The organism is Synechococcus sp. MIT S9507 (genome assembly GCF_047304715.1).
Taxonomy (GTDB): domain Bacteria; phylum Cyanobacteriota; class Cyanobacteriia; order PCC-6307; family Cyanobiaceae; genus Synechococcus_C.
Genome location: NZ_CP138970.1, coordinates 147,466 through 173,178, shown reverse-complemented (window position 1 = coordinate 173,178; position 25,713 = coordinate 147,466). Strand labels below are relative to the sequence as shown.

The 25,713-nt window shown below is 57.4% G+C and carries 31 protein-coding genes; 8 read left to right on the top strand and 23 right to left on the bottom strand.

The genetic code is table 11. The features are described 5' to 3' along the window. Positions 1-28: 28 nt before the first annotated feature. The 15 genes from SIB83_RS00910 to hisA all read right to left on the bottom strand — a co-directional run bounded on the left by SIB83_RS00910 (position 29) and on the right by hisA (position 14,060). The gene (locus SIB83_RS00910) at positions 29-865 is read right to left on the bottom strand and encodes a prepilin peptidase (protein ID WP_413746496.1); all 837 of its coding nucleotides are present in this window, start codon (positions 863-865) and stop codon (positions 29-31) included. After that, positions 862-1,206 carry a hypothetical protein gene (locus SIB83_RS00905; RefSeq protein WP_413746495.1) on the bottom strand — a complete coding sequence of 115 codons (345 nt, stop codon included), beginning with the start codon at positions 1,204-1,206 and terminating at the stop codon, positions 862-864. Before SIB83_RS00905 ends, SIB83_RS00910 begins: the two co-directional genes overlap by 4 nt. A gap of 34 nt (positions 1,207-1,240) precedes the next feature. Beyond that, positions 1,241-2,143 (bottom strand): phosphoribulokinase, encoded by a 903-nt coding sequence (locus SIB83_RS00900; RefSeq protein ID WP_413402956.1) that lies wholly within the window; start codon positions 2,141-2,143, stop codon positions 1,241-1,243. A gap of 75 nt (positions 2,144-2,218) precedes the next feature. Then, positions 2,219-3,292: a 3-isopropylmalate dehydrogenase gene (gene leuB / locus SIB83_RS00895; RefSeq protein ID WP_413746494.1), complete on the bottom strand. Its 1,074-nt coding sequence runs from the start codon at positions 3,290-3,292 to the stop codon at positions 2,219-2,221. A gap of 30 nt (positions 3,293-3,322) precedes the next feature. After that, positions 3,323-4,402 carry a UDP-3-O-(3-hydroxymyristoyl)glucosamine N-acyltransferase gene (gene lpxD, locus SIB83_RS00890; protein ID WP_413746493.1) on the bottom strand — a complete coding sequence of 360 codons (1,080 nt, stop codon included), beginning with the start codon at positions 4,400-4,402 and terminating at the stop codon, positions 3,323-3,325. 1,079 nt (positions 4,403-5,481) lie between these two features. Next, positions 5,482-6,594 carry a glutamate 5-kinase gene (gene proB, locus SIB83_RS00885; protein ID WP_413402951.1) on the bottom strand — a complete coding sequence of 371 codons (1,113 nt, stop codon included), beginning with the start codon at positions 6,592-6,594 and terminating at the stop codon, positions 5,482-5,484. Further along, positions 6,591-7,100: a YqeG family HAD IIIA-type phosphatase gene (locus SIB83_RS00880; protein ID WP_413402949.1), complete on the bottom strand. Its 510-nt coding sequence runs from the start codon at positions 7,098-7,100 to the stop codon at positions 6,591-6,593. Before SIB83_RS00880 ends, proB begins: the two co-directional genes overlap by 4 nt. Continuing rightward, complete coding sequence (locus SIB83_RS00875) at positions 7,100-7,642, bottom strand: DUF3727 domain-containing protein (RefSeq protein WP_413746492.1); 543 nt, start codon at positions 7,640-7,642, stop codon at positions 7,100-7,102. The genes SIB83_RS00880 and SIB83_RS00875 overlap by 1 nt, the downstream gene beginning before the upstream one ends. After that, positions 7,639-8,145, bottom strand: a complete 507-nt coding sequence (gene ruvX / locus SIB83_RS00870) for a Holliday junction resolvase RuvX (protein ID WP_413746491.1) — start codon at positions 8,143-8,145, stop codon at positions 7,639-7,641. The genes SIB83_RS00875 and ruvX overlap by 4 nt, the downstream gene beginning before the upstream one ends. Further along, complete coding sequence (locus SIB83_RS00865) at positions 8,146-9,219, bottom strand: hypothetical protein (protein WP_413746490.1); 1,074 nt, start codon at positions 9,217-9,219, stop codon at positions 8,146-8,148. 51 nt (positions 9,220-9,270) lie between these two features. Further along, positions 9,271-10,437 (bottom strand): F420-0:Gamma-glutamyl ligase, encoded by a 1,167-nt coding sequence (locus tag SIB83_RS00860; RefSeq protein ID WP_413746489.1) that lies wholly within the window; start codon positions 10,435-10,437, stop codon positions 9,271-9,273. 71 nt (positions 10,438-10,508) lie between these two features. Beyond that, the gene (locus tag SIB83_RS00855; RefSeq protein WP_413746488.1) at positions 10,509-11,045 is read right to left on the bottom strand and encodes a thylakoid membrane photosystem I accumulation factor; all 537 of its coding nucleotides are present in this window, start codon (positions 11,043-11,045) and stop codon (positions 10,509-10,511) included. Between the two features lie 54 nt (positions 11,046-11,099). Then, on the bottom strand, positions 11,100-12,716 hold the full coding sequence (locus tag SIB83_RS00850; RefSeq protein ID WP_413746487.1) for a DUF3685 domain-containing protein: 1,617 nt from the start codon (positions 12,714-12,716) through the stop codon (positions 11,100-11,102). A gap of 27 nt (positions 12,717-12,743) precedes the next feature. Beyond that, the gene (locus SIB83_RS00845) at positions 12,744-13,139 is read right to left on the bottom strand and encodes a Fur family transcriptional regulator (RefSeq protein WP_413406455.1); all 396 of its coding nucleotides are present in this window, start codon (positions 13,137-13,139) and stop codon (positions 12,744-12,746) included. 150 nt (positions 13,140-13,289) lie between these two features. After that, positions 13,290-14,060 carry a 1-(5-phosphoribosyl)-5-[(5-phosphoribosylamino)methylideneamino]imidazole-4-carboxamide isomerase gene (hisA, locus tag SIB83_RS00840; protein ID WP_413406453.1) on the bottom strand — a complete coding sequence of 257 codons (771 nt, stop codon included), beginning with the start codon at positions 14,058-14,060 and terminating at the stop codon, positions 13,290-13,292. Positions 14,061-14,140: 80 nt separating this feature from the next. On the opposite strand from hisA, the gene SIB83_RS00835 reads away from it, so the two are divergent. Further along, the gene (locus tag SIB83_RS00835; protein WP_413406451.1) at positions 14,141-15,061 is read left to right on the top strand and encodes an NAD-dependent epimerase/dehydratase family protein; all 921 of its coding nucleotides are present in this window, start codon (positions 14,141-14,143) and stop codon (positions 15,059-15,061) included. Here SIB83_RS00835 and pgsA read toward each other — a convergent pair. Continuing rightward, on the bottom strand, positions 15,030-15,575 hold the full coding sequence (gene pgsA, locus SIB83_RS00830; RefSeq protein ID WP_413746486.1) for a CDP-diacylglycerol--glycerol-3-phosphate 3-phosphatidyltransferase: 546 nt from the start codon (positions 15,573-15,575) through the stop codon (positions 15,030-15,032). The genes SIB83_RS00835 and pgsA overlap by 32 nt on opposite strands. A 31-nt stretch (positions 15,576-15,606) precedes the next feature. On the opposite strand from pgsA, the gene SIB83_RS00825 reads away from it, so the two are divergent. After that, positions 15,607-16,077 (top strand): CBS domain-containing protein, encoded by a 471-nt coding sequence (locus tag SIB83_RS00825; protein ID WP_413402940.1) that lies wholly within the window; start codon positions 15,607-15,609, stop codon positions 16,075-16,077. Here the strand turns inward: SIB83_RS00825 and SIB83_RS00820 are convergent. Beyond that, on the bottom strand, positions 16,074-17,222 hold the full coding sequence (locus SIB83_RS00820; protein ID WP_413402939.1) for a hypothetical protein: 1,149 nt from the start codon (positions 17,220-17,222) through the stop codon (positions 16,074-16,076). The two genes, SIB83_RS00825 and SIB83_RS00820, sit on opposite strands and share 4 nt — an antisense overlap. Before the next feature lie 132 nt (positions 17,223-17,354). Here SIB83_RS00820 and SIB83_RS00815 point away from each other — a divergent pair, with 132 nt between their 5' ends. Together SIB83_RS00815 and SIB83_RS00810 are read left to right on the top strand one after the other, a co-directional pair. Then, positions 17,355-17,828, top strand: a complete 474-nt coding sequence (locus SIB83_RS00815; RefSeq protein WP_413402938.1) for a L,D-transpeptidase — start codon at positions 17,355-17,357, stop codon at positions 17,826-17,828. Between the two features lie 35 nt (positions 17,829-17,863). Further along, positions 17,864-18,145 carry a hypothetical protein gene (locus tag SIB83_RS00810; RefSeq protein ID WP_413746485.1) on the top strand — a complete coding sequence of 94 codons (282 nt, stop codon included), beginning with the start codon at positions 17,864-17,866 and terminating at the stop codon, positions 18,143-18,145. A 429-nt stretch (positions 18,146-18,574) separates the two neighbouring features. Here the strand turns inward: SIB83_RS00810 and SIB83_RS00805 are convergent, their stop codons facing one another. Together SIB83_RS00805 and pdeM are read right to left on the bottom strand one after the other, a co-directional pair. Beyond that, a complete protein-coding gene (locus SIB83_RS00805) occupies positions 18,575-20,074 on the bottom strand; it encodes a hypothetical protein (RefSeq protein WP_413747247.1) in 1,500 nt (499 codons plus the stop codon). Next, the gene (pdeM, locus tag SIB83_RS00800; protein WP_413745417.1) at positions 20,068-20,712 is read right to left on the bottom strand and encodes a ligase-associated DNA damage response endonuclease PdeM; all 645 of its coding nucleotides are present in this window, start codon (positions 20,710-20,712) and stop codon (positions 20,068-20,070) included. The genes SIB83_RS00805 and pdeM overlap by 7 nt, the downstream gene beginning before the upstream one ends. A 344-nt stretch (positions 20,713-21,056) precedes the next feature. Here pdeM and SIB83_RS00795 point away from each other — a divergent pair, with 344 nt between their 5' ends. Further along, complete coding sequence (locus tag SIB83_RS00795; RefSeq protein WP_413402935.1) at positions 21,057-22,133, top strand: transporter substrate-binding domain-containing protein; 1,077 nt, start codon at positions 21,057-21,059, stop codon at positions 22,131-22,133. 26 nt (positions 22,134-22,159) lie between these two features. Here SIB83_RS00795 and SIB83_RS00790 read toward each other — a convergent pair whose 3' ends face one another. Next, positions 22,160-22,396, bottom strand: coding sequence for a ribbon-helix-helix domain-containing protein (locus SIB83_RS00790; RefSeq protein WP_413746484.1), 237 nt, complete (start codon positions 22,394-22,396; stop codon positions 22,160-22,162). Between the two features lie 87 nt (positions 22,397-22,483). On the opposite strand from SIB83_RS00790, the gene SIB83_RS00785 reads away from it, so the two are divergent. Further along, a complete protein-coding gene (locus SIB83_RS00785; RefSeq protein WP_413402933.1) occupies positions 22,484-23,113 on the top strand; it encodes a PCC domain-containing protein in 630 nt (209 codons plus the stop codon). A gap of 66 nt (positions 23,114-23,179) precedes the next feature. Here the strand turns inward: SIB83_RS00785 and SIB83_RS00780 are convergent, their stop codons facing one another. Next, positions 23,180-23,389 carry a hypothetical protein gene (locus SIB83_RS00780; RefSeq protein WP_413402932.1) on the bottom strand — a complete coding sequence of 70 codons (210 nt, stop codon included), beginning with the start codon at positions 23,387-23,389 and terminating at the stop codon, positions 23,180-23,182. 466 nt (positions 23,390-23,855) lie between these two features. Here SIB83_RS00780 and SIB83_RS00775 point away from each other — a divergent pair, with 466 nt between their 5' ends. Then, positions 23,856-24,068 carry a DUF6737 family protein gene (locus tag SIB83_RS00775; RefSeq protein WP_413746483.1) on the top strand — a complete coding sequence of 71 codons (213 nt, stop codon included), beginning with the start codon at positions 23,856-23,858 and terminating at the stop codon, positions 24,066-24,068. Here the strand turns inward: SIB83_RS00775 and SIB83_RS00770 are convergent. Both SIB83_RS00770 and SIB83_RS00765 read right to left on the bottom strand, forming a co-directional pair. After that, positions 24,056-24,253 (bottom strand): hypothetical protein, encoded by a 198-nt coding sequence (locus SIB83_RS00770; protein ID WP_413746482.1) that lies wholly within the window; start codon positions 24,251-24,253, stop codon positions 24,056-24,058. The genes SIB83_RS00775 and SIB83_RS00770 overlap by 13 nt on opposite strands. A gap of 50 nt (positions 24,254-24,303) precedes the next feature. Continuing rightward, entirely contained in the window at positions 24,304-25,308 is a 1,005-nt protein-coding gene (locus SIB83_RS00765) for a porin (RefSeq protein WP_413746481.1), read from the bottom strand. A gap of 18 nt (positions 25,309-25,326) precedes the next feature. Between SIB83_RS00765 and SIB83_RS00760 the strand changes: the two genes are divergently transcribed. Beyond that, the gene (locus SIB83_RS00760; RefSeq protein WP_413746480.1) at positions 25,327-25,626 is read left to right on the top strand and encodes a hypothetical protein; all 300 of its coding nucleotides are present in this window, start codon (positions 25,327-25,329) and stop codon (positions 25,624-25,626) included. Positions 25,627-25,713 lie beyond the last annotated feature (87 nt).

Genomic DNA, 25,713 nt, shown 5'->3' with positions numbered 1-25,713 from the left:
GCCTGTCAATCCAGGATCAACGAGTTTTTTATGCGCCGATCAATGTCACCCACCGAATCCACCACCATTGTGGGCCCATCATCCAGACCAGCCAGATGCCTGCAGCGATGAAAGGACCGAACGGAAACGGTTCTCTTGGCTTCAGCTGACCTGTGATCCGGGCAACAACCCCGAACAGGGCACCGGAGATCACCGCGATTCCCATGGTCATGCCGAGTCCCTGCAGTCCCAGCCAGGCCCCCGCCAGAGCAGCCAGTTTGGCGTCACCCAACCCCAGGGCAGGTTGACCAACCAATCGTTCCGTCAGCGCACTGAGCCCTTCCAGAATCAGCAGCCCAGCTGCTGAAGCCAGCAGATGATCAAAGAGAACACCGCCACCAGTCTGAGGCTCCCCAAAGACTGCAACCAAGGCGCTGGCCAGCAGTCCTGTCACCACTCCGGCTCGACAGATGGGTTCCGGCAGCCAAAGGTGGTCGATGTCGATCAGCACGAGCGGCAACAGCAGACTGACCAGAACGACTCCGCCCATCAGCGTGATCAGAGCCGTTGCAACGTCGTTTGAAACAGGATCTGCATTGAAACCAACGGCCCAGGCGGCACTCAGCCACAACCCGGCTGTGATTGCCTCCACCGCGGGGTAACGGGGTGAAATCGGCTGACGGCAGTTCCGGCACTGACCCCGAAGTGAAAGCCATCCGACCATGGGGATGTTGTCGTGCCATTCCACGGAATGCCCGCATTGAGGGCAGTGACTTCCCGGCCACACAACAGATTCCTGCCTCGGCAGCCGCCAGACAACGACATTGATGAAACTGCCGACGCAGGATCCTGTCAGAAGCAGGATCCACAACAGGGTTGTGTTCAAGATCCCTGTCCTCTGTACCGGTCTCTCGCAGTTCGAGGACGCCTGAACTTTCTGCTGATCAGTTCGGCACCGATGAAGTGTTCATCGGGCAGGAGTGTGGGGGTTTCCAATACAACACGTCCTTCGTTGAGATCGATATTCACAACCACGCCACAGGGTTCAGGTGAATGTGTTGATTCACTCAGATGCTGGAAATAAATTCTGCGGGCCAGAGCGATCAGTCTTCTGCTGTCAACTCGGTCCCAGCGTGGTGTGAGGCTGGCGTTTCCGCCGGCTCCAGCGATCACGAAGGAGGGAGGTGAAACTGAAATCGGCTCACCTGAACGATCAGATGAACCCACGATAGGACTGACTGGGAGTGTTGTTGAACAGAGATCAGTTCAACTTATTCTTCTCTTCAATCATGCGGTGAATGATCGGAGTAAGGATCAGTTCCATGGCAAATCCCATCTTGCCTCCATTCACAACGATGCTGGTGGGACTGGACATGAAGGAATCGTGGATCATGTTCAGTAAATCGTTGAAGTCGATCCCCCACTTCTCGCGTGCACCTTTGCGGAAGTGAATGATCACAAAGCTTTCATCGGGGCTCGGAATGTTCCTGCAGATGAAGGGGTTGGAGGTGTCGACTGTTGGGACTCTCTGGAAATTGATATCAGTGCGGCTGAATTGCGGGCAGATGTGATTGATGTAGTCAGGCATCCGGCGAAGGATCGTGTCAACAATCGCTTCTGCTGAATAGCCGCGCTCAGCGTTGTCACGGTGGATCTTCTGGATCCACTCGAGATTGGTGATCGGCACCACACCAACCAGAAGATCTGCCAGAGATGCCACGTCGTAGGCATCGCCTTTGACGCCGCCGTGAAGTCCTTCGTAGAACAGCAGGTCAGTGCCTGATGGAATGTCTTCCCACGGTGTGAACTGGCCTGGGTTCAGGTCAACTCCCAGACGCGAATTGTGTTCAGCAGCCTCTTCAGGGCTGTGCAGGTAGTAGCGCTTCTGACCTCCGCCCGTTTCGCCGTAGACACGGAAGAGCTCTTCAAGCTTGTCAAACAGATTGGCTTCAGGCCCGAAGTGGGAGAAGTTCTCACCCTTGGCCAGTGCATCAGCCATGGCATCCTTCATGGCCATCCGCTCAAAGCGGTGATAGCTGTCACCCTCGACGACAGCCGGGGTGATGCTTTCACGGGCGAAGATGTGCTCGAAGGCACGCTTCACGGTGCTGGTACCGGCACCTGAGGAACCGGTGACAGCCACGACTGGGTGACGCTTCGACATCGACGGAGGCAGATCAGGCCCGAAGAGTTTGGCAGGTCAACGGACCAATTTCGAAATTTGCCGGATCAAATCGGATCAGAGTGCCTTGAGAAGCTCCTCACCCATGGCACTGCAGCCCAGTGGTGTGCAGCCCTCCGCCATCAGATCGCCTGTGCGGAATCCCTTCGCCAGCACCTGATCGACGGCCTGTTCCAGTGCATCTGCCGCCGTTGGCTGTTTGAGGCCCGTCCGAAGCATCATGGCTGCGGAGAGAACCATGGCCATGGGGTTGGCCTTGTCCTGTCCTGCGATGTCCGGTGCTGAGCCATGCACCGGTTCAAACAGACCCGGCCCCTCACTCCCCAGTGATGCTGACGGAAGCATGCCGATGGAACCGGTGAGCATGGCGGCCTCGTCACTGAGGATGTCGCCGAAAAGGTTGCCTGTGAGCAGTACATCAAACTGACGTGGATCCCGCACAAGCTGCATGGCGGCGTTGTCCACATACATGTGACTCAACTCCACTTCGCTGTAGTTGCCTGACAAGGCATCTACCCGGTCTCTCCAAAGCTGACTGACATCAAGAACGTTGGCTTTGTCCACCGAGCAAAGTCGGCCTCTGCGCTCCTTTGCCAGCTCGAACGCCACCCTGGCGATGCGATCCACCTCCGAATCCGAGTAGGTCATGGTGTTGAAACCACGCTCTTCTCCGTCAGATTCAATCCGACCTTTGGGTTTGCCGAAGTAAATCCCGCCTGTCAGTTCACGGACAACCATCAGATCCACGCCTTCAATCACATCGCGGCGCAGTGTGCTGGCATCAATTAGGGCAGGCACGATCTTCACGGGGCGGAGGTTGGCGAATAACGCCATGCCTGAGCGCAGCCCCAGCAGTCCGCTTTCCGGCCTTTTCTCTCTGGGCAGATCATCGAAACGGGGACTGCCGATGGCAGCGAGCAGCACAGCATCCGCTGAGCGGCAGGCGTCCAGAGTGGATGCCGGCAAGGGCTCATTGGTTGCGTCAATGGCTGCTCCACCGATCAGTTGTTCATCGAATGAGAGGCCGAAGTTGAACCGCTCGGCAACGACTTCCAGCAGATGACGTGCCACGGCGGTGATTTCGGGACCGATGCCGTCACCGGGTAAAAGCACGACTCGATGCTGATCCATGTTGCCGAGCAGAAGACTATTGGAATGAGACTACTGAGCGGTGCCTGGTTCTTCAGTGCGCGAGATCGAAGGTGCCACCTGACGCTGGAGCTGACGAAGCTGTTTGCTCATCTCAGGCAATTTGCTGAAGGCAGCTGAACAACGAAGCCAGAGCCTGTTGGGAATGGCCGGGTAACCACTGACGACTTCTCCTGAGGCGATCTCGCCGTGGATGCCGCTTTTGGAGCTTGCAATCGCTCTGTCGCCGATCACTGCACGGTTGGCGACACCCACCTGCCCAGCAAGAATCACACCATCGCCCAGCCGGGCTCCACCCGCTATGCCCACCTGAGAGGCCAGAGCACAGCCCCGTCCTGTCACCACGCCGTGTCCGATCTGGACGAGGTTGTCGACTTTGCTGCCGGCACCGAGGCGTGTTTCGCCGACGGAAGGACGGTCAATCGTGCTGCCGCAACCAATCTCGACACCGTCTTCGAGAATCACCAGGCCTGTTTGTGGCATCTTGCGCCAGCCCTTGGGCGTTGGCACAAACCCAAATCCTTCAGAACCCACAACCGCATTGGAGTGCACAACGCACCCATTGCCGATGCGGCAACCGGGATGAAGGACGGCATTGGCGTGCAATTCGCAGCCTTCCCCGATTTCCACGTCGCCGTAGATCACCACACCTGGGTGAATCACGGTTTGAGCTCCGATCCTCGAGTCATCCCCGATCGTCACGTTGGCTGCCACACTGACCCCCACACCAAGCTGAACCCGATCGGAGATCACAGCGCTTGGATGAATGCCCGCATGCAGGACGCGACGCGGATGTAGTTGTTCCAGCGTTTCAGCGAAAGCAAGTCTTGGATCGCGGCAAACCGCCCATGCCAGTTGTCTCTGTTCCGCAAGCGACTTCAGCTCTTCCTGATCGGGAAGCAGCACCGCACCCACCGCGCTTGTCTCAAGGCTTGCCACCAGAGCATTGCCTTGTTCAAGGAAGCTGATCTGATCGATTTGTGCGCATTCAAGTGATGCGGCTCCACGCAGTTCCGGATCTTGCGCTGTGGAAACCTTGAGAACGCCAGACTCGCCCTGCTCAAGGATCGCGATCAACTCGCTGAAGCGCATGGGAACCTACCAATTGACTGAACATCCTTTTCACAGCTGAAGCTCTAGCGCTTGCATGCAACGCACCCGTTGCTGGCAGGGTTTGAGAAACCAGTGAAAAGTCTCTGCAAAGTTAGCCGGCAAAGACGTCAATGATGCGGATGAAACTGTCTCGAAATCACGACTCATCAGGCTTTTGTGCTGTTCGAGCCAGTTGGCGATCTTGAAAAAAAATATTTCGTGTATGTTTTGATGAGCGACTGATCTATTTGTTCTGCTGGTATGTTGATTTTCTGGGCACGTTTTCGTGCTCCAGTTATTGAATTTAGATTTCTTGAAACACTGCGTTGGAGTCTTTCCTGTTTTCAAGGTAATGGTTATTGCGGGAGGAGCTTATCTCTCAGGGTTTCAGATAGTTCTATTTGTCTCTGGTCTTTCACTTTGCCGGTGAGGTTCTGCTGCTCAAGAGGCTCAGCGGCCTGTTGGCTATGCTGGAGCAACCAAATCATTGATTATGTCGAAGTGGATTCTGATTCTCGGGGGTTTGTATTCGGGTCTGCTTCTCTATATCTATGTTGTTTTGCCAGCTCTTAAATAGATTCAATTTTCAGGCTCGATCTGGCTGCATTCATCACTGGCGGGGTCTTTGCACTGTCTTTTGAGAATTTGATTATTTCATTTTGGAATCAGTGTGTGGAACCGTCGTTCCGGTTTTGTGCCAACAGTGTCGTCAAGGTGGCATTTCAGTTCTGATGTTGATTCATGTTGTAGATACTGATACATCCATGCATCAATTCAGCCATTAAATTTGAAATTGGTTTGATTCGTGTTATGTCGTCTAATCAGGACCCGATAATCAGTCTGTTCGCTGCTGCCTCCGTGGGTGCTTTTCTGCTCACGTCCTGGCTGGCCTATGATTATGCCAACATCATTATTCCATTTCTGTTTCTGAGTATGATCTGCGCCAACGGATTTGGGTATTATCTCGGTTTGTCTTCGAATAAATAATCTTTAATTCAACCGTTTAAGCGTATAGAAAATTTTGATTAAATGTTCTTTGATGAAATAATGCATGATCAATTGTTTGTTTCAAATTAGACTCATTCCTGGCGAGAGAAGGATTTCGTCAGAACCATTGCATCGCGGTGCACCACAACAGGTGAACCACCGGTTTTGTTCAGATTGCAAGCTGTCTCCGTGAGCATGCTGCGCAATCTTTCGCTGCTCATTGTCGCCAGGCCTCGAGCCACTTCCTGACCGTTCTCATCGAGCAGCAGCACGGCCTGGTTGGCCTCGAACTCTCCATCCAGATCGGTGACTCCAACAAGCAGTAGCGAAGCGCCTTTGTTGAGCAGCGCTCTGCAGGCTCCTTGGTCAAGGTTCAATGTGCCTGTTGGTTTAAGTGCGTGAGCCAGCCAGCTCTTGCGGTTGCCGAGCGGTTCTGGATGGGGATGGAAAACAGTGCCGCCTCGCCCCCCTCGCAGAATGTTCTGCAACGCCAGGGAGTCCCGGCCATCGCCAAGGTGCACCGTGACTCCGCTTGCGGTGGCGATGCGAGCCGCGGCAAGTTTGGTGGCCATGCCTCCGGTGCCCCAGCGGCCCCCGCTGCCTGCGCCTTCCTCGAGCTCGTCGATCTGTTCTGGGTCGTGCACCTCCTTGATGGGTTTGGCGGAAAGATCACTGCGGGGATCCGCTGAATAGAGACTGTCAACATCAGTGAGCAGAATCAGTTCATCCGCTTTGACGGCAGCGGCAACAAGTGCTGAGAGCGTGTCGTTATCGCCGAATTTCAACTCCTCGGCGGAGACCGTGTCGTTGCCATTCACCACAGGAAGCACTCCCCACTCCAGTAGCTGGTTGAGGGTGGCGGACGCATTGTGATAACTCAGGCGGTCTGCCAGATCTGCGCGAGTGAGAAGCACCTGCGCGACTGGAATGCAATGGCGTGAGAACTCTTTCTCATAAAGGCTCATCAGATAGCCCTGGCCAACGGATGCCGCAGCCTGAAGTCCTGAAAGGCTGAGGGGACGGAGACTCATCCCTAATCGTTGACAGCCGAGACCAACGGCTCCGGATGACACCAGCACGGTTCGATCTCCGCGGCCCATGCTGTCCGCCAGGCTGCTGGATAACCCTGCAATCGCCTCCGCCGTGGATGTCTCAGGGCGTTGTCGCAGCAGGCTGGTCCCCACTTTCACAACCCTGAGTGTCATTGACCCACAGCTCCAATGAATCGGGCCAGGCGTCGCTCCAGCCTCTGAACACGATCGTGACTGCAGGGTGTGCCGTCGGAGTTGGGGGGTTTCACCAGAACGGTGTAAAGCCCAAGCCTGTTGCCGGCAAGAACATCAGTGAACAGACGATCACCCACCATCGCGATCTCTGCCGGTCTGTGAGGCAAGTTGCCGATCACTCGACGAATCGCGCCACTGCGAGGCTTTGATGCCGAGCAGGTGTAAGTGACATTCAGCTGGTTCGCCACAGCCTGGATCCGCTGGCGCGAGGGGTTATTGCTGATCAGATGGATGTGCAGCAGACGCGAAGCATCCTCTGTCCATCGACGCATTGGGAGGGGCAGTTCCACATCCCGCCCGGGCAGAAGAGTCCTGTCCACATCGAGCAAGAGAACCCTGATGCCTCTCCCCAGCAGTGGTTCTAGCGGCAAATGGGCCAGAGTCAGGCCCGGATCCCAATCCGGTGTGAGCCAGTGACGCTGCATCACTCAGGCAGTCCCTGTTCTTCCAGCTCGGCTTCGATACGTGGTTGAACACGGTCGAACTCCTCACCTTCGACAAGAAGTGCTGCACCGTCTTCCATCCGCGCCACCACGAAGAATGGATCCAGAGGGATGTAAAGGCCATACTCCTGTTCATCCACCAGAAAACTCACCAACAGCTCATAGGTTTCAGACTCATCGTCAACATCCTCTTCCTCGAGATCCTCAGGATCAGGTTCATCAAGCTCACCGTTGACGGTCAGCGTCACCGCTGAGCGGACAAGCGTGAGATCGTGTTCCTGGAGCACGACGTCAGCAACAGAAAGGATTGGTTCGCTGCTGGTGATGCTGTCGATCAGTTCAGGATCATCCCCGTCACGCAGTCGGAACAGACACACAGGCGTGTCCACTGGAGTGAGCAGTGCGTAATCCTTGTCATCAAGTGGGATCAGCTGCTCAAGAAAGCAGAGCAGGTCTTGTCCGTCACGGTCCTTGACGAGAACGGTGGGCACCTCACCGCTGGTTGCAGGTCCGCTTGAACTCATGGCGCTGGTGAGATTGAAGTCCACGATCTTGCATCAGCATCCGTTTCGCCATCACTTTCAGGCGCCATCTGGACTGGTTGCGCCTCAGGCCCATCAGCTAACCACTGTTCCAGCAGCAGTGCCGCCGCGGCGCTGTCCAGTCGTCCACTTCGATCCCCATGCAATTGATGGCGTTCAGCGGCAGCCCAGCTGCTGCTGTGTTCGTTCACAAGGGCCATCGGAAGTGAGAGGGCACGAGCCAGCCGAGCTCCATAGCGCTGACAGTGTCTGGCCTGCAAGGTGGGATTGCCACCTTCATCAAGGGGCAAGCCCACCACCAGGGCCTCGACCCTGCGTTCCGCACAGAGTTGCTTCAGATAGCTGAGATCATTGTCAAAGTCGCCTCGTTTCAAGGCGATGAGTGGTGTGACGGTCAAACCAAGCCCATCACAGCCAGCCAGGCCGATTCTGCGACGACCCACATCAAGACTCAGGGCTGATCGCGCTAGGGGCTGTGAGCTCATTCATCGCCTCGGGGCAAGGCTCGGATTAGGCAGGGGAGGTTGTTGTGGCTGCAGGCGGCCGAGCATTGATTCAAGTGGCCGGAGACCACCCAGGTTGCGTTGGTGCACACGCCTCCAGATGCTGCGTCCCAACATCATTTCCAGGTTTGCTTCCTGCCATCCATGATTAGCAAGCACGGCTCTCAGCTGATCATCCTCCTCCGGGACAAGAAGAGACGGGGAACACTGCTGGTTCAGCAGCTGCGACAACGCCGCGGGCAGACCAGAGCCAATGCGTTCATCCCATGCCGGTCCACGCAACACTTCCAGGCGGGGTGAATCCATCCCCCAGGGGCGCCTGATCAGACCTGCAATCACCGCATTGGTTCCGTCTCTGTCAACGGTCAGAACCATTGATCCGCTGCCGCTCAGGTCAAGCAGGTCGCACCACTGTCGATCAAGAATCTGCCTGTGCTGAGGGCTGATGCTGGCCTGTTCAAGGGCCAGCAGTTGTCGTGCATTGTCTCGGTTGAGCGAGTTCCAGCAGAGACCATCGGGAGGCAGCTCACTGCTCTTCGATTCAGGGGATGATGACGCGGCTGCATTGGGTGGATTCCAGACGCGCACCTGTCGCAGCGGCTGAAATCCAAACTCCCTCAACACATCCAGCTGTGGCTGATCCAAGGGATCGCAACGAACGAGCCAGCTGCGACAGCGAGCGATGTCATCACTCAGTGCCTGCTGCACCAGCAGACGCAGGCCTTGCTGGCGACTGAAGTGACGTGGTGATGCAAGGGAGAGAAGGTCGAGATTCCAGCAGCTGCTGCGGCGGTTGCCGGAGCGCATCAGCAGCAGAGTCTCAACCTGGTCTGTTGATTCACAGGAAGACTCAATCAGGGCGAGAACCCTGGTGAGTCGCGCATTGAGGGGGTCGGGAAGAAACTGCTCGAGACGGCTGAACCAGGACTGAACCAGCAAGCTCTGCAGAGCGCTGTTCTGAATGGAGGAGCAGACATCGGGAACCGATGCGATCTGGCCCAGATGACTGACTTTCAATGGCTCAACCCGGAGCCGGAATCCCGCTGTCGTTGCCACGGCAGGCCTCCACCACTTTATAAATCTATCGCCGCTTTACACAAAAGGAGGTCAGGCGGGTCGGACCAGCACCAGCGGTGTGCGCTCGTTGGCATTGCCTGCCGGGTTCGGTCGCAGCGCGCGATGCAGCAATGCTTCATCACAACCGCTGCTGGAGGCCAGCACCTTCACCCGTCCGAGATCGTTCACATCAACGATTGCCACGGAGACTCCGAGAGCTTCTGCGGCGTCCTGGCACAGCTGGACAGGGTCTGCAGGCCCCAGCACGATTGTCTGATCGTATGGAGGTGTTGTTCCGGTGATGTCATCAATCAGGCGCGCCTGCTCGCCGGCAAGGCGATAGAACCAGCCCTTCAGGCCAACAACTTTCAGTGCCAAGCCGATCGACCAGGCGAGAATGACCCTTGTTGGTCCGACCTGATCAATCAGGGTTTGCAATCCGCAGGCGGTGGCGAGGCTGCTGGTCGGGTGGAACACGCGGCAGAGCAATCGAGCGATCCAGGTCGGTTTGACCATGGAGGGGTGGGTGTATCTCCCCTGAATCACTGCGACGGGGGTCTCACCGATTGTGAGAATGTCGCCAGGCCGCACCAGTTCGCCCGCATAGTCACGCAGCACTTCAAGCGTGTTGTCGAGCGGGCCGAGCAGGTGTGTTTTCAGCGGAAGCACCCTGCAGCTCTCGCCTGAGCGGAATTCAACCTCTGCTGGTTGCACCACGGCAGGTCTGCGCAGTGGAACGACCACGCCCTGGCGACGAGCAAGCCGTCCAAAAGGTCCGTAGTTCACCCAGTTGACGTCCATCCAGAGCGTATCGACCCGATCCGCAACCGCAGCACCTGTCTGATCGCTGAGGATGACACTGACCTGGATACGGGTGCTTTTGCGCCCTTTCACGATGTAGGCGGGCCAATAGCCGTCAGCCCGGGTGTCCTCGTCGGGGTGGTGGGGAGTGATCCGTGTTCTGACAGTCACATCACTGAGGTCCGAGCTGCCGATCAGAACAGGATTGACCTGGATCTCAGGCACCATCACTTCCATGCGCGGGTGAGGGTTACTGATTTCGATCCACCCCTCCAGCTCGAGATCCTTTCCCTGTACCTGAACGTTCCAGTCCAGTTGACGCAGCTGAAGCGGTGATGTGGGTCTCAGCCGATGGCGCGCCTCGATCCAGAAAACTCCCAGTCCGAGCAGGAGCAGGATCACGAGCAGAACACACATGTCAACGTCGGCAGTCGGCCGGTCTCAATGGCGCGAAGCGTAAGGCGTCCTCGTGATCCTTCAAGAGCGGATCACCGGGAGATCACTTCCGTGTTGAGTTCGTTGAAACTGAAGCTCTTGCTTTCTCCCTGCGGTGCAGGAAGTCCGGTCGCCTCACTGATGGCTGCGTTGATCTGCTCCAGAGGGACCTGACCCTCCTCATCAAGCAGCAGCCGGCCATCTCCGGAGATCACCACCACCTGCGGAACGATGCCGTGCCAGTAGTGCGCAGGGTCTGTCCGGTCACTGGTCTCTTTGCCCTGCAGCGCATCGGTTGTCAAAGGCAGCAGGTCCACGCTGTTCCCCCAGAGCCTTTGAAGTTCCGATACGGCCGGTGAGAAGGCTTTGCTCGTTCGGCTGTCATCCAGGTAGTAGACGATCACGCTCGTGCGTCCCGCCAGCTGTGAATCGGCCAGGCTGACTGCAGGAGGCACCAGTGATCCGTTGCCTGCGTAGAGCGCGAAGATGTTGCCGTCGTAACTGTCGGTTTCCCTGATGGCCATAGCCGGCATCGCCAACAGCATCAGCGACAGCACCGCGACGATGGAACGGAGCAGGAACGCGGTCATGGCAGCGGAACAGTTTTCGTATTCTGAGCCCTGGTGAAGGCTGGCTGCTGGAAATCAGCTGCGCCCAAGACTGCGACCCATACCTTGTGCGATGCCACGCCCAATCAGACCGATCGCCCTGCCCACCACTTTGGTGAGGACCACCACCATCAGGTCTCCAAGACGTTTGACCAGAGCCTGAACCTGTGGAGCTATTGCATCGCGAGCCTCGACAATCAGAGCCACCTGTTGTTGCCACCAGCGTAGGCGCCTGAGCTCCTCGTCTCTCGGCTCGGTCAGCAGTAGGGGTTCGATGCGCCCGGTTTTGAGGCTGAACAGCAAGCGCCGGCTCTCGTACAAGCGGATTGGTCGTTCGATCCAGTCCTGCCAACGCGACTGACTGTTGAGTTGGTTGCGCAGCCGCTCAAGCTCACGCGTGGAGATCAGGTTCTCCTGAAGAAGATATCGGCGCAGTTCGGGCCATTCGCCGCAGATTCCGAGCAGTTCGGAACCGATCAGTTCAGCGGTTCGCACAAGCCAGTTGCTGATCAGGGTTTCCAGCTGCAGCAAAGCTCTTGGGTCGTCTGAGGGGAGAAGCTGACCATCGACAAGCACCGGTTGATCCAGCACCAGTGAAGCCAGCATCGACTGCGGGTCTGGCAGCTCATCATCGTCTTGTCGGAGATCGGTCCGATCCACCAGTTGATCTGCCACCGCGACAAGACCGTCTCCCTGAGGCAGTCGCACGTAATTGCCAGCGACGCTGCGCAAGGCCTGTTGTTTCACTTCCGTCTGCAGGGACTGCCAGCGAGCGCTCAGTGCCTCCTGGTCGCGAGTGCGGATGAGCTCATCGCCCCGAAGACGCAGAAGAACCTGGTGCAGTTGCTGAAGAAGAGCCAGCAACAGGTCACGGCGTCGCTCCGGGTGAAGTCCCTCAATGGCGAGCAGGCGGCCTGTGTCGTTTCCCAGTCCGCTGGTCACGGCACCTTCGAGTCGTTGCTGAATCGCATGCCAGACGGCCGTTGGTTCTCGGTCATTCAGGGTCAGTTCAAGGGTCTTGCTGTGATCACGCAAGGGCATTGCTTCAGCAAGACCGGTGTGAAGAGGTCCCCAGAGCCACAGAAGCAGGTTTCTGGCACTGCGCAGTTCACGGCAACGACCCTCCAGCATCAGGCGCAGCACCAGGTGCTCTGGTGGGGGGTCGAGCAGCGCTTCGATGACCTGAAGATCCCTGCCGATCTGTTGCAGACCGCTGACCAGAAGCCCCTGCGCCATGCCCAGGCTCTGATCAGCGCTTTTGGAGTGTGTCGACTGTGGCTTGATTTTCAGCACCCTGCCTCCATTGAGGAGGATCTCGACGGCTTCCCTGAGAGCTTCCAGGTTCGGGTCCTGGAGGATGCCGTCACAGTTCAGCGCCAGCAGGGCCTGAGGATCACGACCGTAGTCAGCGGGTAAAAGCAGAAGAGTGGGTGCAGGAGTCCAGCGCTGTTGCAGCTGAAGAATTTCCCGCTCAAGACTCTGAGCCTGCAAGTCTGCTGGCAGCGACCAGATCACCAGTGATGGATGTCTCTGAAGCTGATCGGCCGAGCGCCTTACTAGGAAGGAGAGCTGTTCAGTGGGCAGTTCCGCGGCAAGGCTTTCACCGAGAAGATCGGGAGCGAAAAGCAGAATCTCCCGGTCCTGGTCGATCACGATGCCCTGAAACTGTGCTGATGAGCGTCAAGGTAACGGCACTGGCGAGGATGCTCCAGTGGCAATTCTGCGCCGACCGTTCAACTGCAGGGTGTACGACTCGATGGTGAAACCGGTCCGGCGCTCGATTTCCCTGAGCAGATCATCGGGAAGCGTGACATCCAGGTCCTCAATGGCACCTGTCTCCAGGCAGGTGATGTGGCTGTGCGGATCGTTCCGATATCCATAAAGCCTCCCGCTGGCTCGATCGAGACACTCGATCAGGCCAGCGCTCTGAAGCGCTTCAAGGTTCTGATACACGGAGGTGTGGCCGATTTTCCGGCCTTGCTGATTGAGCTTTTCAAAAATGTCTCTTGCGCTCAGATGACTGGCTTCACTCCACAGCAGGTCGAGCACCATTCGCCGTTGTCTGCTCAGTCGCATGCCCAGGTGTCGGCAACGATCGAGTGCGTCCTGAAGGGTGCGCTGCTCACTGGCTCCCTCTGGCAGAAATGACTCGACCAGCGACTCCACGGCAGTCGTCGTAACGATTTCAGGTTAGACCCGTGATACGAAACCGTCCTCCGGATGCCCTCAGGCCAGGTCTTGCCAAAGTCCTGTCGGCGGGTCCTGTAGCCGTCCCTCGCCGAGCGCCTTGAGAGCCTCCCGCAGATCAACACGTCCGTCATAGAGAGCTCGGCCGACGATGACGCCTTCAACGCCGAGAGGTTCCAGGGCCAGCAGAGCCAGCAGGTCAGCCATGCAACCAACCCCACCGGAGGCGATCACGGGAACTGAGCTGGCAGCTGCCATCTCTCTCAAGGCACTCAGATTCGGGCCCGCCAGGGTTCCATCGGTACTGATGTCGGTGCTGATGATTGCGGCGATCGCTGATTCACTGAAGCGCGCCGCCAGTGCCGTGGCCTCCGTGTCGCTGTTCTCAACCCACCCCCTTGTGGCGACCTTGCCTTGTCGGGCATCAATGCCCACGATGATCCGTCCGGGATATCGATTCGCCAGTTCCACCACAAGATCAGGCTGCTCAAGGGCGACCGTTCCCAGGATGACCCGCTCGAGGCCGCACTCCAGCAGCTCCCCTGCCCGCTCCGCCGAACGCACTCCTCCGCCGAGCTGCACAGGGATCGACAGTGATGCCGTGATCGCGCGAACCGCTGTGTCATTGACCGGTTCGCCGCTGCGTGCTCCGTCGAGGTCCACGAGATGCAGACGGCTGGCACCCTGGTCCTGCCAGCTTCTGGCCTGAGACACAGGATCATCGTTGAAGCGGGTGACCTGGTCGTAGTCCCCCTGGTGCAAACGGACGCAGGCCCCACCCAGCAGGTCGATGGCTGGAATGATCTGCATGGTCGTTGCGATGGAGTGACTCCCATCCTGCATGGATGGGTTGAGCACGCTTCAATACCCCTTGGTCTGCCTGGGTGGTTGTGCAAATCCTGTTGATGGGGGGAACCCGCTTCGTTGGCAAGCCCCTGGTAAGCCGTCTGCTTCAGCAGGGTCACAGCCTCACGCTGTTCACCCGCGGTCGTCAGCCCGTTCCAGAAGGTGTTGAGGCCGTGAACGGGGATCGTGGTGATGACGAGGCGCTTGATCAGCTCAAGGGCCGCGGCTTTGATGTGATCGTCGACAGTTCCGGTCGCACCCTTATCGACAGTCAGAGGGTTGTGGAGCGCACCGGTGCACCCACCCATCGTTTTCTCTATGTGAGTTCAGCGGGTGTCTACGCGGGCAGCCCCTCATGGCCCCTCGATGAGGAGAGCGCGCTTGATCCCGCCAGTCGCCATGCGGGCAAGGCGGAAACCGAGCAATGGCTGATGCGCGAGGGTATTGCCTTCACCAGTTTCAGGCCCACCTACATCGTCGGCCCTGGTAACTACAACCCAGTGGAGCGCTGGTTCTTCGATCGAATCGTCAATGACCGACCCGTCCCACTGCCTGGAGACGGCTCAACCATCACCCAGATCGGTCATGTTGAGGATCTTGCTGAAGCCATGGCGCGCAGCCTTGAGGTGGATGCGTCCTGCAATCGCATCTACAACTGTTCCGCCAAGAAAGGAATCACCTTCCGAGGCCTGATCGAGGCGGCCGCTCTGGCCTGCGGTCGGGAGCCTGGCAGTCTCGACCTGCGCAGCTTCGATCCCAGTGGTCTCGACCCGAAGGCCCGCAAGGGCTTCCCGTTGAGACTCAGCCACTTTCTCACCGATATCAGTCGGGTTGAACGTGAGCTGGCCTGGACCCCGAGGTTTGATGCGCGTGCCTGCATGGAAGACAGCTACAAGCGCGACTACGCCCTGGCACCCACAGCCTCACCAGACTTCAGTGCCGATCAGGTGCTGATCGGGGTCTGAGGTAGGCAACGGCTGACCAGAGGGCCAGGACCAGACCTGGCCAGAACAGCCACCAGCCCAGTGCGTGCATGACCTGGGTGATCCGAACTGATGTCCAGCCTGCGGGCCACAGCATCAGAAACAGACTCAGGAACTGAAATGTGGTTTTCCACTTGCCCAGCCAGGAGGCCGGGGCGCCTCCCTGGCTGCCTGACCTCCACCCGGAGATCAGCAGCTCCCTGGCCAGCAGCAGCCAGACGGCCCAAAGCGGCAGTCTCTGATCGACCGCCAGCCAGATCAACGGAGCGCTGACCAATAGTTTGTCGGCCAATGGATCAAGCCTCGCGCCCCAGCTGCTGCCTCCACCCGCCTTGCGGGCCATCCATCCATCCGCCAAGTCGCTCAGGGCTCCGATCAGCAGCAGCATCCATGCCCAGGCAGGCTGTCCTGAAGCCAGAAGCAGCAGCAACGGTGCGCCGAGCAGGGCTCGCAGGAGTGTGAGTCGATCGGCCCACAATCGCCAGGGAGAGATCAAGGCTCAGAATGCGTGCAGTTGATCAGGTCCCATGGTGCTCCAGCAGACGGTCGGGGAGGTGATGTCCGCTCCGGTGCTGACGGTGACGGCGGAGACCCTGCTTCAGGATGCAGTCAGCCTGCTCAACGACCACCACGTGAGTGGATTACCAGTGACTGACAGCCAGGGTGTCCTGATCGGCGAACTGACTGAACAGGATCTGATGGTTCGTGAGAGCGGTGTGGATGTCGGTCCCTACGTGATGCTTCTCGACAGCGTCATCTACCTGCGCAATCCCTTGAACTGGGATCGTCAGGTGCATCAGGTGCTGGGTAACAGTGTTGGTGACCTGATGCGCCGCGACAGCCACAGCTGCGACATCAGTCTTCCGCTACCCAAGGCTGCTTCGATGCTGCATGAGAAGGGAACACAACGCCTGATTGTTGTTGATGCCGAGCGTCGTCCTGTCGGGGTTCTCACCCGCGGTGATGTCGTCAGGGCACTGGCATCAGCTCAGGGCTAACGACTGGCGACCGGCTTGATTCGGATGGCGATGGGTTTGATCAGACGGAAGTCGACCATGTCTCCGACGCTCAAGCCGGCAAACACTTCATCCTCGAGCTCAGGGCGGATGTCGAGCTTGTGAATTTTGCCTAGGGGGCCTCTCAGCGTGACTTTGTGATCGGTGCGCGAGAGGCGCACAACCTCGGCTGTTCCACTGGCCATGGCCACGCGAGCACCAGCAGGCACCGGTCCGAAATCCCGGCCCAACCTGCGGTCTTCACGCTGCAGATTGAGTCGCTTCTGCTGGGAGCTGCGCAGATCCACCACCAGACCCTGCAGCATTTCAATATTCACCTGATCTCCCACCTTGAGCCCCGCTTCGGCAGGGTCGATCGCTGAGGTGATGAGCATGCTGTGGCCTCGAGCGCCCTTAACCCGCAGCAGTTTCTGGCCAGGGACCAGCCGTTCGATGGTGGCTGTGAGCTGCGCGAGCTCGAAGGCCTCAAGCAGCTCGCTTTTCAGGTTGACCTCCTGAGCTGCGAGCGGGCTGACCAGCAGTGGTTCCCCCTTGCTCCGGTAGCCCTTGAGCGCTTCACCTGTTGTGGAGCGCGCCAACTTGCGCACATTCACTGCCAGTGGCTGGATCAGTCGGAAATCGACGGTGTCTCCGACCTTGATGCGATCAAAGGGGTTTGCCTCATCTGTGATCACCACATCCAGGTTATTGATGCCACCGAGGGGCCCGAGAAGATCGATGCTGTTGTCCTGTCTATCGATGCTGACCACCCGGGCTGTTCCGGAGGCCAGGGCCACACGCATCCCCTCTTTCAACTTGCCCATGTCTTCGGGAAGAATGATGTCTTCGCGGTTGAAACTGAGGTCTTTGTTGGTGCTGGCTTCCAGCTCGACGACCAGGCCATCGAGAATGGACAGGGACACCTCGTCGCCTTTCTCCAGTGCAAGGGGCTCAAGATCGATCCCCACAGTGAGGATTTCCTTATGACCATGGGGATCGATCACCTCGATCACTTTCTCCGCAGGAAGTGCGGTGGTCACGGTGGCTCTCATCTCCGTGACCTCAAAAGCCTCCAGTTGTTCCGGTGAGAATCCGGCTTCAGCTCTCTGCACAATCCCGCAGGAAACACCGAGAACGGCAGCTGCCATCCACCTTGCGGAACGCTTTCTGAGTGCGGAATGGAACGCCTGGAAGTGAGTCACAGGTCTGAGCAGGAATGGTGAGACGGTAGCCGGACCCGATCTTGGGTCACAATGTCGCGGAATGTTGAGTCCCGAGGCATGGTTTTTCGATTCAGGCGGATGGCCCTATCTGCGGGGTTGGCTGCGCTGACTCTCGGTCTGATCCAGATGCCTGCACGGGCTGAGAAATCGATAGAAATCAGCCTCAAGGAGCGTTATCTCACCTTGTTCGACAACGGTAAGGTGCTCGAGCGTTTCCCCGTTGCGATCGGCGCTCCTGAATCCCCGACTCCAGCGGGCAGCTATGCCATCACCCGGATGGAAGATGCGCCGGTGTATCACAAGGGGGGGAAGGTGATTGCGCCAGGCCCCAAGAATCCGGTGGGCGTTCGTTACATGGCTTATTTCCAGGTCGGCTCAGGTGAATACGCAATTCACGGAACCGCCTGGCCAAACTGGGTGAAACTGCGTTCCGCAGTAAGCCTTGGATGTATTCGCATGCTCAACAAGGATGTGGTCAAGTTGTTTCAGCAGGTGGATGTAGGGACTCCTGTGGTTGTGACCAACAACTGATTCCATTGCTTTGTTCTTTGATTTTTCGCCGCTGAATGATGTCTGTTCGCAACGCCTGTTCCCTGTTCTGTTCTGCGCTGGCACTGCTCGCCAGTCCTGTATTGTCCTCTCCACAGAAGGAGATGCCTGAACAGACATTCCTCGATCAGGTTGAAGCCCCAGGCCACGTACTGGTGACGGCACGAGGCGTTGAAGCCGTCAATGCTGAGGCGCGTCGCCAGGGCCTTCGCTTCCCAGCAGTCGGCTACTGGTCTCCGGAAAACATCTGTTTCAAGACACCCGCAACGGGAGATTGCAACGGCCTCTTCAAGCGTTAGTCGTTACCGGCAGCCCTGAGAATTCAAGCGAATTCAAGCGAAATACCTCAGCACTGCATCTGGAGCTATTCGAGGCAGACTTAAAGTTCAGATTGACTGCGAAAACGAGAAATTGATCAGATTCTAACGACGTCCTGACTGCAAAATGCGTCGACGTTGGATTGTCAGTCAGGCATCACAGCTGCTCATTGTCAGAGAGTGATTGGCCAAAGCTGGTGATGTTTTGATCCTGCATTTGTTCCTTGAGATCTGCGGAATTTGATCGTGCTTGTGAACGATTCAGTGATGGGAATCGCCTTATGTTGTTATGTCAGCAAAAGTCAACTTCTCCTCTTTATTCAGGACCCCATCAATTCAGTCTGGCTTCAAGTGAATTGTTGGTTTTGATCAAAACAGCTGATTGTTATCCGATCTGAAGCGAAGCTGACCTCAGGAGGCCGGTGGTGGAAGCTCGGGTGGTGGTGGTGCCCCTACAAGGGGATCTGGCTGGTCAGTGCCTGAGTTCTGATCCTCAAAAGGTGGTGACTCCTCACCGGGTTCATTGATTGCCTGTGGTTGATCGGAGTCCTGGGAAGGGCGGGCGGACTCGTCGCTGGGAACCTCTTCCGGTGACAGAACAACAGGTGGTGGCAGATCGGGGGGAAGATCGCGTTCATAGGGAGGAAGCCCCATCTCAGGGCCATCAGCATCAGCATTTCCTTCTGGCCGCGGCTGTTCAAGCAACACGAGGGGATCAGCGGTGATCGGCGGTTCAGGCAATGGCGAACGATCAGGACTGCCCCTCTGTTCGTCCTGAGACGAGCCAGGCTTCAGGGGCTGGCGTTTCGGTTTCCAGATCAGTCGGGCAACGGGCTCCACCCCTTGCTCCATGACGCGGTTCAGTCCTGCAAGGGCTCTGTCAATCAGACGGTGACCGGCGGCTTCAGCACAGTCCAGTGGGCTCTGACATTCCACCTTTGATCGCAGAGTTTCCGTGAAGTTCCCAACCAAACCGCCTTGCAGGTGGAAGCGGCGTTCACTCAGCCGCAGCAGGTACGGCACGTGCACAAAACTGGTCGCGCCACCGCTGATCCAGTTGGCGTCCTCCTCTGTGAATCCTTTCACTCCCGGGATGATCAGGCGACTCTTGGAGGCATGATCTGGCATGTAAGCGGCCACGAAACCTCGGCGACGGGCAAGCTCCCTTGTCTGCTCCAGTGTGAGGCCGTCTCTGCTCATCAGCATCTCCATCCGGCCATCGCTGCGCAGTCCATAGACCATGCGGATCCTGGGCAGGTAGTAGCGGATGCGCTGGCCCATGCTGATGCTGTAGGCCCCTTTGTAGCTGTCAGGCGGTTCGGTCAGATCGTTGTAGACACTGTGCAAACCACCCACGAACATGTCGTAGATCTCAGCTCGTTCTGGAGTGAGTTCTCCGTAGCCGAAATCCACAGTTCCATCACGCTTGATGCCGACAAACGCACGTTGCCGTGATGCTGTTCGATTCCTGCCCTGCCAGACTTTCTGACCGAATTTCAGATCACCAAGTGGAACGGTGATTTCCTGGCCGCCGTCGTCGATGTGACGCTCGTACATCGGACCTGAGACATAAGCTAGAGCCGCTGAATCCTCAAAAGCGTCCTGTTCGCGGTCCCAGCCCTCGAGCAGTCCCAAACGCACTTTTCTTGGATCGAAATCGAGGGCGTATACCTCGTCATCGGATTGATAGCGGAAGGCACCAAGTGAATCGCCACTGGCTTGCTCCTTCAGTGTTGAGAGGGCATCAGGTTGAGGAGTTGCCGGTGCCAGTGCGACAAGGGCCGCAAAGATTCCAAAGGGCGCACTGAGAATCAGCCAGCGTTTTTGCAGACGTTTCTGACGGGGACGACGGCGCCGTACGCGCTTCTTGCGTGGTGGCGCAGCAGTTCTGGTACGGGTCCGCGTCACCATTTCAGACTTGACCCTCTGAATGCCTGTGCGTTGTCGAGCCAAGGAACAATGGTGCCCTCAGCTACCAACCATTTAGGGCCACGAATACGGCAGTCATGCCCTCCCGTCAACTCTCCGAATGCAGGAATCAACATTCGCTGTTCGACAGTGTCGTAGGCGAAGCAGGGAAGCCTCAGTCGGTCCGAGCCCTGGCGCAGGGTGGTTGTGGGGTGAATATGTCCGCAGAGATTCAGTCCTGCAAGCCCGTCGCAGGGTCGTTCCGGTTCGTGGCTGAGCCAAAGGTCTCCAAGCCTGAAGGAAGGATGCTGGGGAAAAGCAGCTGCATGCAGGTGGCGGTCATGGTTGCCACCGATCAAAAGCACTTCGGCATCCAATCGCTCGTGCAGATTTCTCAGATCAGCCCGCAGGCGCTCGGTGACACCGAGTGGGCCATGGATTAGATCCCCAAGAATGATGACGCGTTGAGGACGCCACTGCTTACAGAGATTCTCCAGTCGCAGCAATGTTCCCCGGTCGTTATCACTTGGGAGCGGGATGCCGCAGGCCTGGAAAACCTCGGCCTTGCCTAGATGAAGATCCGCAACAAACAGTTCCTCACCGGCCGGTCTCCAGATGGCTTTCTGTGCCAGCAGCACCAGCTCTTCGTCCTGCCACTGCCAGCGACATTGCGTTGGATCCGTCTCAGCATGGTCTGTTGATTCGCCATCAGCCTGAGTGCAGCTGTTTTTGACGTTGATGACAGTCAACGGTGGTTTGACCAGCTGAGGTATGCACCATCTTGCTTCGAAATCGCGGAAATGTTTCAAAAGGATGTTCCCCTTCATTGGGCTCCGGTATTGGCCGCTCAGTGTTTGGGATGGCAACCTCAGAATGCTTGAGTCGATTGACTTCTGATGACACTTGCTTTGTTGCTTGCCCTTCTGGGATCACTGATCGCCATGGGCGTGATCGTCAAGCGTCTTGAAAACAACGGGTGAAAGGCGTGATCAGAGTTCCAAGGGTTGGTCTGTTGCTCGCCGGTTTGATCAGCGTTGCTGTCCCAGGGGCTGCGATGGCCGAGGTTCTACGGGTTGGTGTCAGTGGCGCACCACCTTTCGTCTTGTCGAAGGGTGATCCGGCTCAGGGAATCAGCATCCAGATCTGGGAAGAAGTGGCAAGCCGTCTCAACAAGACCTATGAATTCATCCACCAGCCCAACACGGAAGCCAACATTGCAGCCGTGAAAAAAGGTGATCTGGATCTCGCCATCGGTCCGATCAGCATCACCCCCGATCGACTGGCTAATCCCGAAATTGATTTCACCCAGCCCTACTTCTACGGCCGTGAAGGATTGATGATACCGGTGAAGGCTCCGGGGCTCTGGGTCAGGTTTCAACCCTTCTTCGGCTGGGCGGCATTGTCATCACTGGGTGGCTTGATGATTCTGCTGTTCTTGGTCGGCAATCTCATCTGGTTGGCTGAGCGCCGTCGCAACACCGAGCACTTTCCTCGCCAGTACCTGCATGGAGTCGGTAACGGGATGTGGTTTGCCCTGGTGACGTTGACAACGGTCGGCTACGGAGATCGATCTCCCGTCACCAGAACCGGTCGCACCATCACAGGAGTCTGGATGCTGATGTCGCTGCTGGCGCTGTCATCGATCACGGCAGGTCTGGCTTCAGCTTTCACCGTGTCGTTGTCGAATCTTCAGCCCACAGCAATCAAGGATCGTTCCGATCTGCGCGGTAAGGCTGTCTCAGTGGTGGCCGGGACCATCAGTGAAAAATGGGCAAGGATGTATGGCGCAAGTGCCATTGAATCTGCAGACCTTGATGCTGCCATTGATCTTTTGGCCAAGGGAAAGGTTGCGGCGGTGCTGTTCGATGAGGCTCCGCTTCGTTACTACCTGCAGCAGAACCCCGAAGCACCTTTCAAGATGGCGCCTTTCGCACTGGCGAATCAGACCTACGGATTTGTGATTCCGGTCAGCAGTGATTTGCGCACACCGATTGATGTGGTGCTTTTGCAAATGCAGCGAAGCGGAGAGGTCAAGTCGATCACTGATCGTCTGTTGCAGTGATGGCCAGCTTTCGCGCATCAGGAGATTCATCTGAGAGTTCCATGCCGGCGTAAACCGTCTTCAATCAGAAAGTTGGCAAGGCTGCTGCAGCTGCGTCCCTCTGCAAGTGCATGTTGCTTGAGGCGGCCCATGACACCAACGGCCAGCGTGACATTGAGCCGCTCTGAGTCCGCGGCTTCGGCGACCTGGCCCACTGTGAGGGAGGTTGTTTCGCTCTGGAGCTGCTCCTGCAGTTCTTCCAGCAGGCCCTTGAGAAATGACACGATTGCGTGTTGCTGACGTAACAAAAACGTACCGCCGGGCAGCTCTGTGGCGTGGCGTAATCTGGCCCGGTTTCTAGATCTGACTGGATGGAGACCCTGCCCCTTGAGTTGAAACCCGGTCAGGACCTCCATCTCTCTCTGTCTGAGCTGGCTGTGAATCAACAGCTCAGTGGATTTGTGCTCGGAGTGGTCGGCAATCTTTCTCAGGCCACTTTCCGTTGTCCGGGTCAGAGTCAGCCCACCCAGATGAGTGGTGAACTTGAGGTCATCACGCTGAACGGAACCTTCTCACCCTCCGGCGTTCATCTTCACCTCAGCCTTTCAGACGGTGCCTGTCAGGTCTGGGGAGGGCATCTTGAACCGGGAACGGTAGTGCTCAAGGGAGCACAGCTGCTTCTCGGTCTGAGCGGTCTGCCTCCTGCTCAAGACAGCCAGAACCCTGTTCATGATCCCAGTCAGTCCAGTGCGCGAGTGGAGCTGGCAGTGCTCCCCGGTTGTCCATGGAGTCTCAGGGCCAGGCAGCTGCTGGAGAGGCTGGCGATTCCTCATCGCCTGGAGACCATCGAAAGCGACGATCGTTTCGAGGCTTTCCGGCAACGCAGCGGTATGAACACATTTCCCCAGATTTTCATTGATGGAGAAGTTCTGGGGGGATATGACGAACTCGCTGAGATCTCCCTGCAACCATCGTTCAGGGCGTTGGCTCAACAGCTGTAAAGCGATATTTCCCAACCCTCCTGATCGAAACAGGCCAGTTTCCTCAGGTGTCATCGCGGTCCACCTTCAGTGGGAACCGGGCAATTCCGGGAGTTCAATGCACAACTGTTCCACTTCATGCCGCAGCCCATTGATGTGGTCCAAGGGGGCCAGTTCGCGGCGGCCAGGAGGCCAGAGTTGATCGCTGTCGAGGTCGCAAGCCAGGGCCTCTTCCTCAAGGGCCTCGATCAGTTCAGCGAGCTGAGCTCGCGCTTCCAGCCATTTTGTGATGCTCAAGGTGTGAAGGTGGGGTGGGGCATTCAGGTGAGGTGAAAACTAGCCAGCTTCACGGCGCTGAACAGGCTTGCAACAAAGTGTTGAACCAGTTCAGTTTCGATTTCCCTGTGATCCAGCTTTGAGCCGATAGTTCTTGCAGGATTGAAACGAATGAAACTCGCTGCAGAAAACAATTCAGAGGAATTTCGCTATCGATCTCCTGGCTTTTATGTTGCTTCAGCAGCGGTTATGTCTACATAACGGATGAATCATCTTCTCTCCACAGTTCCATAACTGTTCATTTTGTGGATGATTGATTGAAAACTGTTCTGCATCAGTTGCGCGTTGATCCTCTGCTGTCTCTGCGACTTCGACCGCTTGGCTTGAGGATCCGGATTTTGATGGAGATCCGCGGATCAGCAGTGAAGTCACTGCTATGAACCATTGGTGTACGACTCCTTGACCGAGGAGCGCTTGGGAACCCGCGGTGTCTGAGACGATTCAACCCGATCTCTGGGCTGAAAAACCCTGGTGGTGTCAGCCCTGGACAATCATTCTCACCGGAGTTCTCGCCATCTCAGGCAGTTGGCTGGTGCTGCATCGCTTCTGGGTCACCATCCCAGTAACTCTGCTCGTTCTGGCCTGGTGGATCTTGTTCCTTGTGATCGCGCCTGCCGCCTACAGAAATCAGCCGCGTTGAGCAGTTCTGAACCGCTGTTTCTCCTCAACCAATTCAGTTTCCAGCTGCTCAATCAGCTTGGTGACAAGAGCCTGAAACTCCGGCTGGCAGCCACGGAAGGCCGCCTTGTGCCGAATCGGTTCGTTGCGCATGCGCAGATCGGTCAGCATCAACTGAAGGGCGTCGATTCTGGCGTTGCTGTTCAAGGCTTCAGCCTGCGGGCGTGGCGAGGTTATGACACCGCCTCCCCGATCAACTAGAAGCGCAAAGTGGTTTTTACAAGAGCTCCGAACTGGCTCAGCCGCTGGTCTTCCGGGGTGTCAGCTCCAAGTGGTCTGCTCAGAAAGAACACTGCAGGTGTGACAGTGATTGCGTCCGTCACCGGCAGCATTGTCCACCACTCCATCACGTAGCCAGCATCATCGGGGCTTGTTCCGCCAACCAGAGCTGTTGCGAAGATCGGCTGACCGACGGCTGCTCCCATGGCTGTTCCCGTGTTGAACAGGTCACACCACTGAATTGCCATAGTCCATGACTGGGAAATGGCGACGAGTCCCTGGCGATCGACTTCTTTGCGGTAGCGCGTGCTGTTCCATCCCCAGCCAAGGCTCACCGAGGGAAGCCAGCCCGCTTCAGAGGGTTGCCAGTAACCGCTGAGCGCGGTGCTTGTGGTGATCCCAGGTTGCTCGAAGCTGCGCAGGGTGAAGGGACTGGCGTAATCAATGATCCCGAAACCATTCTCGATGGCCACCACTGCCGCCACCACTCCCCAGTTCTGCCTGGCATAGCCGAGCTGCAAAGTGCTGCTGCTGCCGGACTCCTCACCAATCAGCCCGGAACCACCTGAGCCTTCATTGCCTCTGCCGGCGATGTAATTCGCACTCGCACTGAAGGACCCTTGTTCCCAGATCACGCCGCCACCAGCTCCAAGATTGCTGCTGTAAGCACCTGAAGCACCGGCCTGAGTGAACAGATCCAGAACGGTGTCCTCTGGATAAAGGCTTGGTCGCATCCCGAGCATCACGGTCTGGTTCACGCGGCTGCCCAGCGTGATGGTCCAGTTCTTGCCGAGAGGAAACTGGTACCAGGCCCGGTTCACGCCGATAAGGTCAGGAGAGCGGCTTTGCTGGAAGGCCACTTCAAGCTCGGAGAGTTTGCTTGGTCCGCCCCCTCCGAAGCTGTCTGCGCTTGTGTCGAGATTGCCTCCCCGCAACCTGATGTTGAGCAGGTCTTTGCCGGTGAAGCTTGTACGCAGAGTCAATTTCTGGTCATACCCGGATTGCAGCGCTCCGTAGCTGCTGCGGATAGAGCTCAGGAGATCCGCATCGCTTCCGGAAAAGAGGTTGCCGCCGAGAATGAACTAGCTGACTCCCCGCAGCTTCGTGGTCGGCGAAAAACCGAGGTTCTCCAGCTCAGTGGTGCGTTGCTCGACGCGCTCGATCTGGAGGTTGAGCGCGCTCAGTTCAGATTGAATCTCGCTCAGCAGTCGCCAGAGCGGATCGGTCATCGTGACCGTGTTCTCCAGGCATTGGTGGAGAACATCTGCGGCCTGATAGCGATCCTGCAGAGGTTGTGTTGATGCGCAATCCGCTTTTCGAAACAGTTCTCGCAACCTGGGGGAAACTGTTGTCGACGCCGGCTCGAGATGTTGCGTTTGGGGGGAAAC